Origin of the sequence: Bacillus sp. FJAT-26390 (genome assembly GCF_001682865.1) — a bacterium.
Taxonomy (GTDB): Bacteria; Bacillota; Bacilli; order Paenibacillales; family Paenibacillaceae; genus Pristimantibacillus.
In genome coordinates, this window is record NZ_MAQX01000001.1 from 1,312,086 (window position 1) to 1,330,482 (window position 18,397).

The following is an 18,397-nucleotide window of genomic DNA, read 5'->3' on the forward strand; positions in this document are numbered from 1 at the left end:
TCACTCCTTCTCCTCATAACGGAAGTAGTCGAAGTCGGCCGCCTTGCGCCCCCCCGACAAATCATGGGCGCATAAACCGATGAAGGCGCCGGTAAATCCCCAATCGGTAAAATAACCGTCTACCAAATGGGTCGCATATTCATCCGAGATTTTACTGGCATCAAGCACCGGGCCTATCGTATGCCAATCCGTTCCATCCCATGAATAATAGAATTGAAGCTCGGTATGCGAAATCACGAGCCGCAAGTAAGCGCGCGCTCCCGCGGGAACCGGAACCGGCGCATCGGTATGCTCTTGGTAAACGCCATGATCGTTGGCAAGAATAGCAAGATGAGTACCTGCTGCCTCGTCATAGCCAATACGAAGATAATAGTAGTTTTGAGAATTATAATAATAGATGAGTCCGGCCATCTGCTGGTAAGTCTTCGGTTCAAACTCTACCACCGTCTCCGCCTCGCACCGGAATGCTTGCTGGCGCCTGCCTGCTAGACTGTGCCGGAAGCGGGAATTGGGAGACTCCATACCCTTTAGGCGAAGAAAGCCCGGGCGTTCCGTAACGGACAGCCAGTCTTCCCTTATGGGCTGGCGAAGCGATTGCCACTGAATATCCAGCTTGCCGCCGTCGAAATCGTCTACGCTTGGAGATTCCGGAAATGGATGCTTTGGCAGTGCCGGCGCCTGGACGGTAACATTCGGTGAATTCCCGCCCCCATCAAGCCGGAGCCATCCATCCTCCGACCACGCACAGCGCTGAACAGCCGTTTCCCGGCCCAAATTGCAGCGTTTGTCCTCTGTCTCCAGCGGCCGTCCGCATAAATGGACGATGTACCATTCGTCGCTTTGCGTGTGCACTAGGCTGGCATGCCCAGCCTTTTGCAGCTTCAGATCCGGCTGATGGTAGGCGGTAAGCATCGGCCCCAAAGGATCCGTTTCATAAGGTCCGATAAGCTCTTTCGATCGAGCCACCGTAACGGCATGCTCATAGCTGGTTCCGCCCTCGGCAACCATTAGATAATAGAAGCCGTCTTTCTTATATAAATGAGGCCCTTCCGTCAGCCCCAGCTCCGAACCGGTATAGATCAAACGGGAAGGTCCGACGAGCTGCTGCCTCTCCTCTGAATATTCCTGCAAATAAATCCCGTTAAATGGATCATGGTCTTTGCGGTAATCCCACTGCATTTGGACGATCCATTTCCTGCCGTCGTCGTCATGGAACAACGAAGGGTCGAAGCCGCTGCTGTTCAAATAAACCGGGTCTGACCAAGGGCCTTCAATATCGGGAGCCGTTACTACATAATTATGCGTGTCCTTGTAGGCGCCAGCATGGCTTTTCACATCGGTGTAGACCAAATAAAACTTACCCTCATGGAAAGTAAGGCATGGCGCCCATACGCCGCCGGAATCCGGATTGCCCAGCATGTTCAGCTGGCTTGGCCGATCCAGCGGACGGGTAAGCAGCCGCCAGTGGATCAGGTCACGGGAATGATGGATCTGTACGCCAGGAAACCATTGAAAGGTCGAAGTCGCCACATAGTAGTCATCGCCGACTCTTACGATGGACGGGTCCGGGTTAAAGCCTCGCAAAATCGGATTTTGTATACGCGCCAGCTCTTGGCTCTTCATCGTCTCACTTCCTTCTCGGTAAAATGAACGGCCTGCAGCGCTACGCCGCAGGCCGCTAGTGTCATACTGAACGCATCATTTTTTCATTTTGTTCAGGTTCGCGTCATATGCTCTTTGCAAAATTTGCAAATATTCGTTCAGCTTCAAGCCTCCGAAGCCTTGCACATAGCCGTTCCAATCCTTCTCGATATCCTTATGCCCCGTGATGAACTGCAGCATATTCGAACGGACGTAATCCTCTACCGTCGCTTTATATTGCGCAGCTTTCTCGACGTCCTCGTTGCTGATAAAAATATCGATCGGGAGCATTTCATCCTCTTTCGGCTCGAACCCTTCATACTTTTTCGTCTCCGTGACCAGGCGCAGTTCATAGCCCTCCGGCGACAGCATATCTTGGGATACCGCTTCCGACTCGAAGCGTTCGCGCGGACGGAAATCCGGGCCTGCTTGATCCCAGCCGTCTGTGTGGATCGTCTCGCTTCTGTAGGAAGGGTCCACCTGATAGACGGCAGGCTTGCCGTTCACGTCAAGCTGGCCGTCGCTTGCCTTGCTCCAGGAATGCCCCTCAACCGAAAACACTTGACCCCTTGTTCCTTCTTCGGTCCATAGATAGTCCAGCATTTTGATGGCAGCGATTTGCTGCTCTTCGTTTGCTTTATCCGTTATGACGAATCGTCCCTGATTGCCCACCGATTTGTAATAGCCCGATAGCTGAACGCCTTTTGGTCCTTTGAGCGGCGGAACGGCGACGTAATCCTGATTGCGCTCATCCGTTGCGGCTACCCCCATCTGCACATGGCCGATTGCAAATGAGCCCAAAATCGTTTCGCCGACGTTGTTGCCGAGCTGCTGCAGCCCCTCCTGGTTTTGCGTGAAGGCTTGCGGATCGATCAAGCCTTCTTTGTACAAGGATGCCAGATAGGTTAGCCCGTCCTTCCATTCCGGCTGATTGGCGGAGAGCTGCACCTCTCCATCCTTGACGCGGATATAAGAGAAGGATTGACCATCGCCGTTATTGTAAATGAACGGATTCATCAGAAAACCCGTAATATCGCCATGCCAGGTGTATAGAGCGCCGCTAAGCGGAACTTCATCCGCAATGCCGTTGCCGTTCGGATCTTTCGTTTTGAAGGCACGCAGCACCTCTGCATATTCCTCGGTAGTCGTCGGCATCGCAAGCCCAAGCTTGTCGAGCCACTTCTGATTGATCCACAGCTTCTGCGCATACCAGCAGTGATAACATTCGTTAACCTGCGGCATGCCGTAAATATTGCCGTCCGAAGCCGTAACGGCTGTTTTCAAATCCGGACGCTCTTCAAATATTTTTTTAATATTCGGCGCGTATTGCTCGATCAGATCATTAAGCGGCAGGAACACGCCCTGCTTGCCGAACTTCATCTGCTCGGCAGGCGTAAAGTTGCCGCTAAGAAACACTTCCGGGTAATCGCCGCTCGCCATAAGCACGTTGCGTTTATCGTTGTTATCGTTAGGCGGCCCGACCGTAAACGAAAGCTTAACGTTCGTTTTCTGTTCCACCAGTTTGGTAAACGGATTATCAAGGCTTGCAAGGTTGGGCGATTGATTGATGAATGCGGACAATTTGACCGGTGCCGCTTCTCCTTCAGCGGCTCCATTCGATGCTTGACCCTTGGAATTATCGGTTTTCGAGCAAGCGCTGAGCAGCAGCGCAGCAGTCAATAGAACGCCGGCTATTAATTTCCATGATTTTCTCATTCTAGACACCCCTTTAGACTCGTTATGGATACAGCTTCCGGATAATCACTACCTATCATCTGTTTAGATTAACCTTTAAGAGAACCAATCATGACCCCCTTTACGAAATGCTTCTGAACAAATGGATATATGATGAGGACAGGCAGGCTCGAAACGACGATAAGCGAAAATTTCAGCAAATCTTTCATCCCTTGTCTGGCTTCCATTGTTCGTACGTCTACCATCATCGAATTATCGACGGAATTCTGGATCAGTATTTCGCGCAAAATCAGCTGAAGCGGATACAGGTTTACGTTTTTCAAAAAGATCAGCGCATCAAAGTAAGCATTCCAAGCGGTCACGGCGTACATGAGCGCAAGAACCGCAACGACCGGCTTCGATAGCGGGAGAACGATCGACCATAAGAACCGGAGATCGCTGCAGCCGTCGATTTCTGCCGCTTCGTTAAGCTCATCCGGAATCGACTCCTGGAAAAACGTTTTGGCGATAAATACCTGCCACACCGCAATGGCCTGCGGCAGCAGCAGTGCCCAGCGCGTATCGATCATGCCAAGGCTCTTTACCGTCAGATAATACGGTATCAGTCCTCCGCTGAAGATCATCGTGACAATGATCAGATACATAATTAACGTTCGCCCGTAAAAGGTCCGCTTTGACAACGGATAAGCAAGCGCGAACGTCAGGAAGACGCTGATCAAGGTGCCCACGCCCATATAGAAGAGCGAGTTGGAATAACCCGACCATATGCGCGGGTTGCTCAGTACGGCAGAATAGCCTTTCAGCGACGGTTCGACCGGGAAGAGCCATACCCTTCCGGCAACGACCGCCTGCGGCGAGCTGAACGAAGAGCTCACAATATAAATAAGCGGGTAGAGAACGGCAGCAAGCACGGCAAACAATACGATGTAAATGACGGTGAGCAGCACCTTGTCTGACAACGGCTCTTTGATAGCACTCGATTTCGCCATATTAGAACAACCCCGATCCTGTAGCGCGTCTTGCACCAAAATTGGCTAGCAGTATTAAAACTAGATTAATCAATGAATTAAACAAGCCGACAGCCGCCGAGAAGCTGTAATTCGCTTGAATCAAGCCGACTTTGTAAACATAGGTCGATATGATTTCGGAAGCGCTCGTATTCAGCGGATTTTGCAGCAAATATACCTTCTCAAAACCGATATTCAGCAGCTGACCCATGTTCAGGACCAAAAGCAGCACCATGATCGGCATAATGCTCGGCAGATCGATATGGATAATTTTTTGCAGCCGGCTGGCGCCGTCGAGCTTAGAAGCCTCGTATAGCTGCGGGTTGACTCCGGCAAGGGCGGCGATATAAATAATGGCGCTGTACCCCATGTACTGCCAAACGTCAGATAACACGAAGATGGTCTTGAACATGGACGGCTCGCCGATGAAATTGACGGAATCAAAGCCAAGCGCGGTACGCACATGATCAATTACGCCGATGCGCGGTGCCAAGAAAAGCAAAATCATCGAAACCATCACGACGGTAGAGATGAAGTACGGCGCATAGGTGACCATTTGAACGGTACGCTTGAAGAAGCCGTTTTTTAATTCATTGATCATAAGCGCCAAGATGATGGGAGCCGGAAATCCAACTGCCAGCGTGTACAAGCTTAGAAACAACGTGTTCTTAATGAGAAGCCAAAAATTCGGATGGTTGAAAAACGCTTCGAAATGTTTGAAGCCTACCCAAGGGCTGCCCCAGATGCCTGCCTTCGCGCTTAAATCCTTAAACGCGATTTGAACACCTAAAATCGGAACGTATTTGAATAGAACAAAATAAACGAGCGGCAGCAGGATCAAGAGATAGAGCTGCCAATGCCTTTGCATCTTTCTGACGATTTCGGTTCGAACCGTCCGCTTGATGGGTTCTGTCGGCATGCGTGCCGCGGCTGGAATTGAGGTCATGTTGGACACCTCGCAACGCCTCCTTGTGACTATGGATTGGTTTGTTGGGGCAACTATACCCCACGAAACCGCAGCCCGGCAATTTACAAGATTCCGGCGGTATACAAAAATCGGACCGAGCCAGGGCGGCGCGATCCGACTGTTTTCTATACCATTTTCCTAGTCTTAACCGGACTTTTCCTTGCGGTAATCGCCCGGCGGCACGCCAACTACCCGCTTGAAGACCCTGTTAAATGAAACCGGATTCAAATAACCGACCGTCCGCCCGATTTCCTGAACGCTCATCTCCTTTTCCAGCAGAAGCTGCTTCGCGAGCTCTACCCTTCGATGAATGAGGAAATCGATAAACTTGATATTGAATTGCTCCTTGAACAGCGAGCTGACGTTTTTGGAAGGAATATCGAACTGCTGGCTTAAATGGATAAGCGAAAGATCAGGATTGAATACATGCTCTTCAATATACAGTTTCATCTTCAGGGCAATTTCTGCCGCCCCGCCTCTGCTTGCTTTCTCCGAAATGACATATTCAAGCTTCTCCATAATGCCCAAAATCTCTTCCTGGACATCCTCCAGCGTTTCGAATTGATCGATAACATCCTTCATGATCGCTTTGTTCGTCTCCATAATTTCGTCGTTAAGGATGGTGCCGTGCACATGCTCAAACAAATAAAACACGAAATAATTGAGCAAATTAACCATATCCTCACGCTTCAGCTTATTTTGCTTGAACTGCTCAAACAGCGTGAAGTATTTCAACCGCCATTCCGGCTCCATCAGCCGGAACGCATAAATGAGATTGCGAATTTGCTCAAGCTGGTTATACAGCTCGAAGGAGGTTCCCGTCTCAGTCTCCCAATACCCGATCGTGCGGTTATTTCCGAACACCAGCCTGAAATTAACGGCTTCAATCGCATTCTTATATGAAGACTTGAGCATGGCGACCGAATCGGTCGTTTGCCCGATTCCGAATGTGGCCGTGAACGGCAAATTGGCTCTGATCCACTGAAGCGCATTGTCTGAAACCTTAAGAATGCTGTCCATTAGCTGATTCTCGTCGGCCTCTTGCACATAGATGAAGCCGCACATTTCTTTATCGTTCACCCATTCGCTCCAGCTGGAGAGTCCGTACCTCTGGATAAGCTCCATGTACATATTTTGAATAATAAACCGAAACAGGATCATATCCTGCTCCCGGTATCTCGACAATACGTCTGAATATTTGTCTATCGAAATGACGATGACGGATGACTTGCGGAAGCCGCCCGTAAAGCCATGGCGCTCCATCTCCGCATTCCATTCCGCATTGGCAAGCGATCTAGACCCGTTCATCACCTCAACGAAAATCGACTTTTTGCGGTAGCCGCTATTCAGATCGGATTGGGACTTGAACAAATTGAAGCGCTGGACCAAGGAATCGACGGTTGATTCGATATAATGGAACTCGTTCCGCTCAGCAGCGCTCTGCTCGCCTGAGGCATGGGAGATTTTATCCAGCTTCGAAATAAGCGCGCGCAGAGGCTTGTAATTACGGTTCGTCATATATACGATCGAGAGCATGCCGATAACAGCGACGACGAGGGCGAGAATGATCCATACGCTCGAGAAGGTTTGCAGCAGCGTAAAGCTGCTTCCTTTCTCCAGCCCGCTTTCATAGGTCCAGCCCGTGTAATCCGATACGATCGTTGAAATCGCTTTTCGCCTCTCCGAATTCTCTTTCACCGGGTTGAAAACCGGCTCGTTGTCTTTGCCCATTATCGTAACGTAACTGGCGGTTTGGTCCATCTTTTGCGATACCAGCCCTTCAAGCGAGCTTGCCCGCACGTTAATGATGATTAGGCCGCTTTCGCCGCGGCTCGTCAAATATTTACGCGCAAGCGAAACGACCGGCTCCTCTCTTGATGCATGAAATTCTTTGAATGGCCGTACATTCGTCCAGTGGTAGGAGTAATTATCCTGCCTCAGCTGGTCCACGAAGGCTTTGTCCGAGAACTGCTCAAGCGGCGACACCGTATTGGAGCTAAGCACGAAGCCGTCCCGTTCCCTAACTAAATAAATGGAATGGATGCTTTGGTAAAGCTGCTTCATATTATTGAATTCCTTAGTCATTTGGTACGTAAAAAAAACAGACGGCTGCCCCTCTTGGTCAAAATAATCGAGCATATTAAATTCGTCCGATTTGCTGCGCGTCTGAATCGTCACCATCATATGGTCGATCGACTGCAGAGGCTGCTCAACCGTCTGAACAATCTGATTGTTAACGCTTGCGTAAATATGCTCGGTATCCTTCTGTGCACGCTCCGTCAGCACCTGAAAAAAGATGAAAAACAAAAATGAGATCATTAGAAAGAAAACCGGCATATAAGAAAAAAGCAGGCGGTAGTACCACGTTTTGCTCATTTTTTTCATCTCCATCCCTATAGATATCCCATTTATCTGTAAGCGCTTTCGAAAAACGACAAGCCTTATGCATTCATATTAACAAGACAATGTGATGGGTTACAATGGAAATTGAGACCTTTCTTCAGCTTGCTCCGACTGTTTGGCGTAAGCACGGGGACTTTTCCCCATCCGCTCGCGGAACAGCAAGGCGAAATGGCTGTAATTATGAAACCCAACGTCGTAAGCCGCTTCTGTAACGTTTCGGCCGGAGTGCCTAATGAGCATTGCCGCTTGCCGAATTCTCATGTCGTTGATCGTCTTCACGATCGTTAGCCCTGTTTCTTCCTTAAACAGATGAGATAACCTCGAAGGGGATAATCCCACCGATTGGGCGATATCTTCAATCCGAATCGTTTCTCGCATATGTCTGGATAAATAGTGCAGCGTCTCCTCCACTCTCGGATCGCCTTTCCTCTCGCACCGTTCTGCAAGGAGCAGCAGAATTCCCCGAATTTCATTCTCGCATAACGGTTCCCAGTGTGTGCGCTGCTCCCTTGAATCTTGAATGACATTTTTAAGCGCCTGATAGACCCGTTCCTGCAGCCCCGCTTTCCCGAGCGATATTTTTATAAGCTCCTCGGAAGGCAAGTAACTCGTTTCAATCATAGTCGGAAAATGGGCCCAAATGAAATTCCATCTGCTTCCCGGAACTGTTCCGTATCGGTGGGGGACACCGCTTCGCAATATTGCAACTTCACCATCTGAGCAGATTTCTTCTCCTGCTGGTGTTTGGAAATATCCCTTACCTTCAAGCGTATACGTAATAAGCCAATCCGACATGCCCGAAGGACGGCTGGTCATATATCGGTCCGATTCATTAAAGTGTCCGGCAAAAATCGTGCCATAAGCCGGAGCATCATAGTTTTCCAAACGATCAAACCCCGTCAAGCAAACTCCTCCTCCGCCTTTTCTCCTAGCATACCGTCAAGAAATCCTCGCGGCAATGGCTGCTAGTTGCGATTTTGTATCTCCCATTGATATAATGCGGCTAGAACAATATTACCTTGCCAAAGAGGTGGAATCCATGTCTTTCCTTTCGCTTGGCCTCTCTATTTCCGATATCGGACATGCTACAGCCGGATCTATCGTGTATCCGCCAGGAGGTCGCCTTGGTCCCCGGATTCAGCAGGATGTCCAGCTCGTTATGTTATATACGGGCGAAATGAGTGTTGAAATCGACGGAAAAATGTTAAGCATCGGCCCCGGCCATGTCGCGCTGCTTAAGCCGGGCTGCGAGGAAAACTTCACCTTCTCGCGAACCGAAGAAACCTGGCATCGCTGGATAGCCGTACATTTAAACGATCTGTCAGAACCTGCACGGCAGGCGCTTGATCAGCTTCCTGCAAGCCTGCCGCTTACGGAGGAAATGAATCGGCTGCTCGATCTTATGCTGAACGTCCAGCGCTATGCGCAGGCGGAAGACCCGGCCGTCGTCAGTCTAGGCTTGGCCGCTCTTTATCTTTATCCTACCGAGTCGAGAAGAGCGCTGCTGCAGAAGGAGAAGCATCCTGCCATTTATCAGGTGTTATCCCTAATCCATGAGCGTTACATGGAAGAATTGACGCTTGCCATGCTCGCAAGCCAAGCCGGGTTGTCTCCCGAACATTTGGTTAGGCTGTTCAAGCAGGACGAGCAGACAACGCCCATCGCCTATTTGTGGAGCTACCGGATCGGCAAAGCTATCGAGCTGTTAACCAGCACCGGATTAAACGTAACCGAAATTTCGCATCGCTGCGGCTTCAAGACCTCACATCATTTTGCAAGAATGGTCAAGCAATCCACTGGTCGTACCGCATCCGAAATAAGGCGAATGTCATGGAGCGGCATGCGCAAATTTTGACGCTTAATATGTAATACGGTAACAATGTCACAGAAACGAGTCCGTTATGTATGGTAAAATACAGCTGCCATGAAGACCCATTTTGCAAGGAGATGAAGTCGGTGAGTTTAACCGTGCATGCCTGCATTCCGCAAATTATTTCTCTATTTCCATGCTTATCCGATATTAGTGAACAAGATTGGAGCATTAAAGGAATTGAAGTGCTCGAAATATCGCCGAATTTCGTGTTCCACGAAGGGCAGTTTTTGGAGCATGCGGTTATGCTTCTGGAAGGTACCGTCCGAATGTACAAAATTAGCTCCAGCGGCAGAGAAATAACGCTTTATCGAATCAATGGCGGGGAATGCTGTCCACTGATGACGTCCAGCATTTTAGGCGAGAGCGAATATGAAGCTTCTGCTTGTATCGAAAAACCATGCCGCGCCCTATTGATACCTGTATCGACTTTCCGGGACTGGATGGATAAGTATCGGAATTTTCGCCAGTTTATGTTTAAATCTTTTGCCAATCGAATAATCATCATGTCGAATCTGCTGGATAGCATACATTTCAAATCCATTCGCGGGCGCATTGCGGAGTATTTGATTCAGTCCGCGGACGGCAGCGGAAACGTAATGATTACTCATGATAGGTTGTCGATTGAGCTCGGAACTGCCCGAGAGGTCATTAGCCGCACGCTGAAAATGCTTGAAAAGGATGAGCTGATTTTGCTCTCCCGGGGCAAAATATCGATTATCGATCATAAAGCGCTTGAACATTATTTGGAATCATAGTCCTCGCCAACATCAACCTCGACCAATCTGTTTTACTCTTCGCTAAAACCAGACTAATTTTTCTATGTGACTTAGTTACGGTTTCTTGGGCTGCGCCTTGATATGATCAGGACTGTAGAGAATAACAAACCGAAACGGAGGAACAAGCAATGAAAAATGTAGGCGGAGCCGATCGTATGATACGCATTCTATTAGGAATTGCGTTTTTGTCGCTTTTCTATTTTTTGGGCGGGTACTGGAAGCTGTTCGGCCTTATCGCCCTGCCTTTGCTACTCACTGGCCTGATGCAGAGATGCGGTATAAATAAACTGCTCGGCCGCAACACATGCCGGATTGGCTAGACTATCAGACAAGTCTTGCAATTTACTTACACGGGCGAAACTATCCCTCTCAAAGCGCTGCTCCTATTGGCAGCAGCTTCAAGAGGGATATCTTTTTTATAAATAACTTTCCATCGTAAGACCTGCGGCTCTAGATAATTTGAACGGGAATTGTAAAATGAGAACAGCCTAACTCATGTAAAGTAGATTTACATAAAACGTTGTATGGCATATAATAACATGATACATATTTTGCATACTTCACATATTTTTTACAATTGATAAACATAAAGGAGCGGGATATTTTGATTCATGTTCAATCCGGAGAACTAAAGCTGATATGCGCTGAAGATTGCGGCAACTCGCCAAAAAAAAAGCTGCTCAAGGATTTTAACATCGCTTTTGCTAATTACGATATAGACTTTATTCGTGAGAACATTTCGGAGGAGATGTGCTGGAATTTAGTCGGCGAGCAGCTGCTCATCAAAGGGAAGGTTCCTGTCGTCGAGACGCTGAAAGTCATGAAGAAAAACAAAGTGAGCGAACTTTCGATCACGCACATCATTACACACGGGAATACCGGGGCTGCCAACGGCTTTATCAAATATGAAAATAACAAAAGCTATGCTTTTTGTAATGTGTATCTTTTCAGCGGCGCGGGTAAAAATGCAAAAATAAAAGAAATAACTTCCTATGTACTCGAACACGATGTGCCCAACAGCCCGACGGCTTGATCCAATTTTCAAATAATAGCCGCTTAATCTCTAGATTATGCGGCATTCAACCATCCCTATCCCGTTATCTACTCAGCTTACTTTTTTAAGATTGGTATCCATATCTCGCTTCTAAAAACGGGTGAGCTTACATCTTTATGCTCGTTCCACAAAATCTCCGGCCCCTCGGCTTGCTCGTAATTGGTGGATGGGAACCATTCGGAATAGATGCGTCCCCAAATCTCTTGCAGCGCAGCAGGAAAAGGTCCGGCCGCTTCAAATACCGCCCATGTCAATGCAGGCACCTCAAGCTGCGACAGGTTAGCTGGACATTCGTTAGAGGTTGCGACACCGATATAATGATCAAGCTCCCCTCTTTCCTCCATTCTGCCTTCAGAAAAGTTAGTGGAGGCGCTTAGCAGCCCCATCGGTGCCACATTTGATAAACCTTTTAGCGTCGTTATCGTTTCTTCATTCAAGCTTTTCCACATCGAGGCAATTTCCTGATTAACGCCATGGAATACAATCGGGACTCTTTTTTTAATTCCGATCACACGAAAAGCCTCTTTTTCTTCGATTCTGTAATTCATCTCAATGCCTCCCTTAATCGTTAATTGAAAGCTCATCCGCGGAAAGGCTCTTAGCGGTTGACCATTGTTTTTTGCATCGGTAGGTGTGATCCCGTGTAAGCCTTGAAATGCTCGTGTAAACGAGTCCGGTGAGCTGTAACCGTACTTAATTGCAAGATCGATAATTCTAACATTGCTGTTTGTCAGCTCCAAAGCGGCAAGAGTTAGCCGCCTGCGGCGTATATACTCCGATAGCGATACGCCCGCAAGGAACGAGAACATTCTCTTAAAATGATATTCCGAGCAAAAGGCTCGCCTTGCAGCTTCTTTAAAGTCAATCTCTTCCGTTAGGCTGGCTTCAATATAATTCAATGCCTGATTCATGTTCTCAAGTAAATTCATGTCAAACCTCCTTTCCACACCATTAGAATAACAAAAGCTGCATGCCTCGATCCGACATTCCGTGCACAATAACGATGGGTCTATGACAGCTGCCGCAGAATACTATCTTCAGCCTTATTTACACAAAGATATGAAATCGTATATTTGAATTGCTACTTGTAAATGATACAATAGGAAAGCAAAGAAACTATCAAAACAAATCGTTCGAGGAGTGAAACAAATGGCTGTTGATCCTTATCTTAACTTTAACGGTAATTGTCGTGAAGCTGTTGAATTTTACGCTAGCGTCTTTGGAGCGAATGAGCCAAAATTCATGACTTTTGGCGATACGCCGCCTAGTCCCGAATACCCTCTGCCAGAGGAAGCGAAAAGTTTAATTATGCACACGCGGCTAAACATTCTAGGAACGAATGTTATGTTTTCTGATATTTTTCCTGGCATGCCTTATGTAGAAGGAAACAACATTAGCCTCGCAATCGTTCATGAGAACATAGAAGAACTTCAATCGATTTTTCACAAGCTGAAAGAAGGCGGAGCAGTCGTCATGGAGCTTCAAGAAACGTTTTGGAGCAAATGCTACGGCAGCCTTAAAGATAAGTTCGGCATTGAATGGCAATTTAACTACGACGATGGTGAAATGAACTTCTAGATTTCGAACTACTCGCAGATTCAAAAATAGGGTACGGAGCTTTTCATCAATTGAAAAGTTCTATACCCTTTTTTTGAACAGCCAAATGGGATTTCTCCCATTCCTCTATTTTGCTTTCTTATTTTGTAAATCCGCAAGCGGCTTTGCCAGTCCCCTCCAACGTATAGGTAAAGCATCGGCTTCACTTAAGTATATAGCCCGCAAATACTTCGTTAAATCGTTAACCTGATCTTCAATCAAAACCTCGCGTATTTCCGATGCTTTTGTAGGTACCGTGTGATTGATTATGCGCTTAAACTCATTTGCCGGTAAAAACATACCCAAGCTTTTTTTATAAGAACAGCGATGCGGAAAGCGCGGCGCGCTCCCCGAGTCGTATTTAGAAAATTTCACGGCTGAATCATTTTCACTTAGCAAACAATAAGCATCCGCTTCCAATATGGCAAATTGCTCGTCTGGTTCTCTGCGGGTATACATATCCAACATTTTCAGGCAATCCCTAACAGTTGGCCAGAAGAACACATGTCGGTCCAAGCACGAACGAAACTGCTCCTGCGTCGTTGAAGGGTCGATCATACTATCAGGAATCCGAAGATGTGCATTTATCGTAATCGTTAATTCGTCATAGCTCACGTCCATCATACCAGCTCTGCGCTCGCCTGTAAGATGAGGATCGATGTTATAACTGGACAATAATCGATCCAGATGCGCAATAGCAGGCAAATTCCTTGCCCTCGTAAAATGATAAAGGGACTTTCTCCCCTTCGTTTTGGTCACTTCCGATATCACATCATCCCGCAACGCTCTCTCCCCTGTCGAAATTCGATAGCCATAGCATTTCTATAATGTCAGCTTTTCAAACTACAGCGATTATATTTAGCATTAAACGGGATAACCCCCGCCTGGCGGCGGCCAAGCTCCATTTATTCGGCGAAGCAGTACGATCTCCCCTAAATGATAGGAATTATGTGAGGCAATGTTGCGCAAAATGCCCGCTTTCGTTTCGGTAGGAAAATGTGCTATGGATTCATCCAGCTGCGTAGATCGAGCAATCTGACACGCTTTATCGATCCCACTTAGAAAATGCTGAACAATCGCTTGCCACTCCTCTTCGTTCTCCGGAGCTTCCTCGCTCGGCCAGCTATCCATCACATGCGAAGGCATGAGTGGCTTTCCTCCCTCAAGGTAGGTCAACAAAAAGCTTTGCCAGTAGCTCATATGCTTTAACAGCTGATAAATGCTGTAAGGCGCTTCACCGGTGCGTTTGCCTGCAAGCTCTGCTGTAATATCCGGCAATGCTCTAGCAATTGGGATATGTCCGCGTTCACCAATTAACGATTTTACGAGCGCTTCACCAAATGCTTGATTGGATTCTAGAATAGTCATCGTTGTTCTCCTCTTCCTTCTGTAAGGTTTCGTACGCTGCAATGTATTAGTTATTAGATTGTATAAAATTAAGTTTCACTAAATAATAATACTGCGCAGTTATTCGCTGTGTCAAGAAGGGTGATACGCACGTTAAAAAGCCTATTTAATAGAATCCGTACAAATGTACAAACATTATTCTATCAATAATCATAAGATGCTATTAATTCTGATTAAGGGAGATGATAGAAATGCCAAGAAACAAAAGCGGTGGTAACAGAAGCGGTGGAAATCGCAGTGGTGGTAACAGAAGCGGCGGCAACCGCAGCGGTGGTAACAGAAGCGGTGGAAATCGTAGCGGAGGTAATAGAAGTGGAGGCAACAGAAGCGGCGGCAACGTGCAACGCGTTTTATCCCAAATTGGAGTTGGTACTCCTGGTATTCGCATTCACTTTGACAATACTTTCCACACCGGCGTTTTCTTAGGATTTAGCAACGGCTCAGTCATCATTCTTGACAATGGAGTTCCCCGCTATATCAAGGTTACTGCTGTCACTGCCGTCGACGTTGGCGTTTAATTGTTTATAGAGTGCCTGTGCAAGGCACTCTATACATAAGTTTCTCAATGAGAATTCAATGCATCTGCCATTGCTTGAAGCTTTAAAACCGTTTTCCAGTTGCGTGCGGTTGCAGGAAGTACCTTTTGGAATTTTTTCGGAAGGTTGGAATCGAGCATGCTTCCGCTATAAAAGAAATAAATGTCTCTTCCGGCAATCAGATAATCATCGTCATTCAGTTCAACCTCTGGGAGCTTGTCAATCGTGTCATCGGTAGGCGGTTTCTTTAAAAAAGTAAGATGGATGCTCTGTCCCTCTGCCAAAGACTTAAAATCAAATGGGCATTTATCTATAATGCTTGCAAGCTCGGAAGCAGACCGTAAAATAACAGCAATATTAAATCCAAAGCATTTGCTAATTTCGCTTTCGATTTTCTCTTCCAGCAGTTCCTCCCCTTCCTCCGATTCGAACATCACATTTCCGCTATTTATGTAAGTTTGTACGCGTTCGAAGCCCATCGCTTCGAACATTTTTTTAAGCTCAGCCATTTTTATCATATTGTGTCCGCTCACATTAATTCCTCGCAATAATGCAAAATAAATGGTCATGACGCTGCTCCTTCTCGTCCATTGGCGTTTTTTTGGCATTCTTTACTATTATAACCTGCGCGTTAACGAATGTCCTGTCGACCGCCTCCGCCTTGCGGCATGATTCGTCAAATCATCCTATAATAAGCCCCGAGCGTTTGACAGCCTTTTTTGCCGAAATCCTATATTCTTGTCTTGTTCCTATGCAAGGCTTCACTGAAATATGCCAATTATTTTTAGAAAGAAAGAGGAGATGGATGATGCTAATTAAAAAGAAAACCGATATTGCTTTTATTTTAGAGAACTTTAACGAATTGGCGCAATGGGACGCTTCGGGCGAAAAATTTTATTTCGTCTTTGCCGATCGCAAGCGCGGCGGACAATGGACGCTCATGAGCTACCCGGAGGAGCGCTACAGTATACATGGACTAGGGCAGGACTATTTGGATGAGGCCGAGCATTTTTTCGATGAACAAGAGCAGATCCATTCCTTCCTTTGGGAAAATCGAGCTGCTTTCAACGCTGCTTTAAAACCAACGACCATGTGCAGCTAACTTTTGGAGCGCAAAAAAACAAAAAAAACACACATCATTGACGTGTGTTTTTTGCTGTTCTATTTTAACGAAGCTGGCGTCCCTTTGTAGCTCAGCCTCTGCTGCAGCATTTCAGCGAGTTCCTCTGGCGTGTCCCAAACAAATGGACGGATTGGATGTGCTTGAACGAGCTGCTCATTCATGGAGCTTCGTCTCACCGTCCATATAAGAGGGATATTTTTGCCAAGCGCATAACCCGCTGCAAAATAAACCTCGGCTGATTGATCGGTCAGATCAGCAATGATAAGCTTGCTATCGGAAATCATTGAAATCGAATGATTCTCTCGATCTTCCTGTTCGGATTGAACAAACAAGCGGGGCAAATACCCGCACTGCTCCATTTTGGGAAAGATACTCTCCTGCCATTCCCTGCGCAGCTCATGATCCTCTGGAAGAAGCATGAAGCATGGTTTTAATCTTCGCCCCCCTGCACCTGCAGCAGCTTCGCTCCACCCTTTCTCCGTCAGCTTAAATGTCATCCCTTCCCTAATGATCAGCTGCCCCTCTTTGAGCGTCTCTATAATGTACACAAGCTCTTGCAAATTCGGCGAATAGGTCAAGTTAAAGCTTTGCGACAGCGGATGGATGACTACTGCCTCTAAAGGCGCATCCGAATGCCGGTACAAATATTGCAGCAGGCGGCCTGCTTTATCTTCGACAGAAACAGGAATTTTCGGTGAATTAGCAATCACCTCAATGGTTTCACTTGTCAGCGTAACCAACTCGCCGCAATCGGTTTGTTCGCGGATATATGCGGAAATGACCGGAAACCGTTTGCTTTTCATTTGATAAGAAATCGAATTAATGGCATTATAACTCTCTCTTAGTAATCGGTAAGAACCGTCAGGCACACAATAGCAGCCCATATAATGATCATGCTCACCTTTTGCTTCAATTGGCACGATCTCAGAACAGAACAAGCATCGTTTCTTTTCCATTATCGTAATTCACCCCTATACATGTATCTTTCGCACATCTTACCGGATATTAGGGGTGATGTGCGATTAAGATTCTTTAATAAGGGGTGGTAATTTTTTCTTTACACCGGCATTGGCTCTCCAATTGGTCACATTTGTTGCAGTAATAAGGGTAAAGTTCGGAATCGTCATTCGCCTTTGCTTCAACAATAATTTTATAGAGTACATCAGCTTCCCCGTCCTGAAGATCAAGATCGCGATAGATGTCGCTTAGCGGCGGCGGATTCTCATTGCGGAAGGAAGCAAGCGTAACAGGACTCATCTCCCAGCTGCTTGCTTCATATTTCTTTATTCGACGCGGCGAAGGTTGATTGGAGCCATTAAAACGCACAATAATGAAAAGAATGAAAGAAGACACGAGCATAACGGTACCTGATTTCCATGAATCCGTTAATCCGAGTACAAGGACGGAGAAAATGACGGCTGGGAAAACAAACAGCAGCGAGAAAAGAGCGACAAACAGCTTCACTAATATTCTCCCTATTTCGTCCATGGCTTACTCCTTTTTTATAAAAAATCGCCTCTTTTCATCCTATGCTGCAACAGGTTATCCCTATTTTCAGTTTATGCCGAACAAGCTACGCGAGTGGAATCCAATCAAAACAGGCTGCAACGCATACATTCGCGGCAGCCTGATGATATAAATCTTTTGCAAACGGGTATTGCTTTCGCCTACCAATCTACGCCCCATGCCGACTCATAACCTTTGTTTGCAGCATTTTGCGGCCTAGACTGCGCACTTGTTTCCTTAACACGTTCCGTGCCCATAAAGCTTGCAAAATGTTTGCTTTCCTGCCGGCGGATCCGTCTAGCTTCCTTGCGGTCAGGCGCGGTGTCAAACAATAACCGCTCCTCATCCGATTCTGCGATTACGCCCGGAACTTCCGTTGGCTTGTCATCATCGCCTAGTGCAACAAAGGTCAGGAAAGAGGTCGCGCATACTCTGCGTCCGCCTGTTAACAAATCCTCAGTCACTACGCGGACAAATACTTCCATTGACGTTTTATGCGACCAAGTGACAAATGCGTTCAGACTTACCGCATCGCCTTTTTTGACTGGATACAGAAAATCGACGGAGTCCGTAGATGCCGTCACAACTGGCCTGCGGGCATGCTTAGTTGCGGCAATCGTAGCCACATCATCTATATAAGCCATTAGCTTTCCTCCAAAGATCGTACCGTGATGGTTCGTATCCGGCGGAAGGACGATAGCTTCTTTTATCGTTAATGACGCTGAAGCGGGTCTAGCTTTTATAGGCAATACTAATTTCTCTAACATGTTCATGGTAACACCTTTTTTCTTTATAAAATTTTTTCGATAACGC

Annotated in this window: 20 protein-coding genes; 7 read left to right on the forward strand and 13 right to left on the reverse strand. The window is 47.0% G+C overall.

The features are described 5' to 3' along the window. The 6 genes from A7975_RS06235 to A7975_RS06260 all read right to left on the reverse strand — a co-directional run bounded on the left by A7975_RS06235 (position 1) and on the right by A7975_RS06260 (position 8,616). Positions 1 to 1,623, reverse strand: coding sequence for a glycoside hydrolase family 43 protein (locus A7975_RS06235; protein ID WP_065384508.1), 1,623 nt, complete (start codon positions 1,621 to 1,623; stop codon positions 1 to 3). 75 nt (positions 1,624 to 1,698) lie between these two features. After that, a complete protein-coding gene (locus tag A7975_RS06240; protein WP_065384509.1) occupies positions 1,699 to 3,357 on the reverse strand; it encodes an ABC transporter substrate-binding protein in 1,659 nt (552 codons plus the stop codon). A gap of 68 nt (positions 3,358 to 3,425) precedes the next feature. Beyond that, complete coding sequence (locus A7975_RS06245; protein ID WP_065384510.1) at positions 3,426 to 4,325, reverse strand: carbohydrate ABC transporter permease; 900 nt, start codon at positions 4,323 to 4,325, stop codon at positions 3,426 to 3,428. A 1-nt stretch (position 4,326) separates the two neighbouring features. Next, a complete protein-coding gene (locus A7975_RS06250; RefSeq protein WP_442950626.1) occupies positions 4,327 to 5,298 on the reverse strand; it encodes an ABC transporter permease in 972 nt (323 codons plus the stop codon). A gap of 156 nt (positions 5,299 to 5,454) precedes the next feature. Beyond that, on the reverse strand, positions 5,455 to 7,686 hold the full coding sequence (locus A7975_RS06255; protein ID WP_065384511.1) for a helix-turn-helix domain-containing protein: 2,232 nt from the start codon (positions 7,684 to 7,686) through the stop codon (positions 5,455 to 5,457). A gap of 99 nt (positions 7,687 to 7,785) precedes the next feature. Continuing rightward, positions 7,786 to 8,616 (reverse strand): helix-turn-helix domain-containing protein, encoded by an 831-nt coding sequence (locus A7975_RS06260; RefSeq protein WP_065384512.1) that lies wholly within the window; start codon positions 8,614 to 8,616, stop codon positions 7,786 to 7,788. A gap of 136 nt (positions 8,617 to 8,752) precedes the next feature. Between A7975_RS06260 and A7975_RS06265 the strand changes: the two genes are divergently transcribed. From A7975_RS06265 to A7975_RS06280, 4 genes are all read left to right on the forward strand, one after another. Further along, complete coding sequence (locus A7975_RS06265; RefSeq protein ID WP_053376291.1) at positions 8,753 to 9,568, forward strand: helix-turn-helix domain-containing protein; 816 nt, start codon at positions 8,753 to 8,755, stop codon at positions 9,566 to 9,568. A 101-nt stretch (positions 9,569 to 9,669) separates the two neighbouring features. Continuing rightward, positions 9,670 to 10,341 (forward strand): Crp/Fnr family transcriptional regulator, encoded by a 672-nt coding sequence (locus A7975_RS06270; protein WP_255314187.1) that lies wholly within the window; start codon positions 9,670 to 9,672, stop codon positions 10,339 to 10,341. A 149-nt stretch (positions 10,342 to 10,490) separates the two neighbouring features. Further along, positions 10,491 to 10,682: a YgaP family membrane protein gene (locus A7975_RS06275; RefSeq protein WP_053376292.1), complete on the forward strand. Its 192-nt coding sequence runs from the start codon at positions 10,491 to 10,493 to the stop codon at positions 10,680 to 10,682. 284 nt (positions 10,683 to 10,966) lie between these two features. Then, the gene (locus A7975_RS06280) at positions 10,967 to 11,395 is read left to right on the forward strand and encodes a nuclear transport factor 2-like protein (protein ID WP_082197997.1); all 429 of its coding nucleotides are present in this window, start codon (positions 10,967 to 10,969) and stop codon (positions 11,393 to 11,395) included. A 77-nt stretch (positions 11,396 to 11,472) separates the two neighbouring features. Here A7975_RS06280 and A7975_RS06285 read toward each other — a convergent pair whose 3' ends face one another. Next, positions 11,473 to 12,345: an AraC family transcriptional regulator gene (locus tag A7975_RS06285; protein ID WP_065384513.1), complete on the reverse strand. Its 873-nt coding sequence runs from the start codon at positions 12,343 to 12,345 to the stop codon at positions 11,473 to 11,475. 220 nt (positions 12,346 to 12,565) lie between these two features. On the opposite strand from A7975_RS06285, the gene A7975_RS06290 reads away from it, so the two are divergent. Further along, the gene (locus tag A7975_RS06290; RefSeq protein ID WP_065384514.1) at positions 12,566 to 12,994 is read left to right on the forward strand and encodes a VOC family protein; all 429 of its coding nucleotides are present in this window, start codon (positions 12,566 to 12,568) and stop codon (positions 12,992 to 12,994) included. 105 nt (positions 12,995 to 13,099) lie between these two features. On the opposite strand, the gene A7975_RS06295 is transcribed toward A7975_RS06290, so the two are convergent. Together A7975_RS06295 and A7975_RS06300 are read right to left on the reverse strand one after the other, a co-directional pair. Further along, positions 13,100 to 13,795, reverse strand: coding sequence for a DUF7002 family protein (locus tag A7975_RS06295; RefSeq protein WP_065384515.1), 696 nt, complete (start codon positions 13,793 to 13,795; stop codon positions 13,100 to 13,102). Positions 13,796 to 13,876: 81 nt separating this feature from the next. Beyond that, entirely contained in the window at positions 13,877 to 14,374 is a 498-nt protein-coding gene (locus tag A7975_RS06300) for a DinB family protein (protein ID WP_065384846.1), read from the reverse strand. Between the two features lie 236 nt (positions 14,375 to 14,610). On the opposite strand from A7975_RS06300, the gene A7975_RS33525 reads away from it, so the two are divergent. Continuing rightward, the gene (locus tag A7975_RS33525; protein WP_065384516.1) at positions 14,611 to 14,937 is read left to right on the forward strand and encodes a hypothetical protein; all 327 of its coding nucleotides are present in this window, start codon (positions 14,611 to 14,613) and stop codon (positions 14,935 to 14,937) included. A 44-nt stretch (positions 14,938 to 14,981) separates the two neighbouring features. On the opposite strand, the gene A7975_RS06310 is transcribed toward A7975_RS33525, so the two are convergent. Further along, complete coding sequence (locus A7975_RS06310) at positions 14,982 to 15,524, reverse strand: DUF1697 domain-containing protein (protein ID WP_053376298.1); 543 nt, start codon at positions 15,522 to 15,524, stop codon at positions 14,982 to 14,984. A gap of 236 nt (positions 15,525 to 15,760) precedes the next feature. Here A7975_RS06310 and A7975_RS06315 point away from each other — a divergent pair, with 236 nt between their 5' ends. Further along, positions 15,761 to 16,057, forward strand: coding sequence for a hypothetical protein (locus A7975_RS06315; protein ID WP_053376299.1), 297 nt, complete (start codon positions 15,761 to 15,763; stop codon positions 16,055 to 16,057). Positions 16,058 to 16,116: 59 nt separating this feature from the next. Here the strand turns inward: A7975_RS06315 and A7975_RS06320 are convergent, their stop codons facing one another. The 3 genes from A7975_RS06320 to A7975_RS06330 all read right to left on the reverse strand — a co-directional run bounded on the left by A7975_RS06320 (position 16,117) and on the right by A7975_RS06330 (position 18,351). Then, positions 16,117 to 17,034 carry a hypothetical protein gene (locus tag A7975_RS06320; RefSeq protein WP_053376300.1) on the reverse strand — a complete coding sequence of 306 codons (918 nt, stop codon included), beginning with the start codon at positions 17,032 to 17,034 and terminating at the stop codon, positions 16,117 to 16,119. A gap of 76 nt (positions 17,035 to 17,110) precedes the next feature. Further along, a complete protein-coding gene (locus A7975_RS06325) occupies positions 17,111 to 17,566 on the reverse strand; it encodes a hypothetical protein (RefSeq protein WP_141680208.1) in 456 nt (151 codons plus the stop codon). A 179-nt stretch (positions 17,567 to 17,745) separates the two neighbouring features. Continuing rightward, the gene (locus tag A7975_RS06330) at positions 17,746 to 18,351 is read right to left on the reverse strand and encodes an acyl-CoA thioesterase (protein WP_176707672.1); all 606 of its coding nucleotides are present in this window, start codon (positions 18,349 to 18,351) and stop codon (positions 17,746 to 17,748) included. Between the last annotated feature and the right edge of the window lie 46 nt (positions 18,352 to 18,397).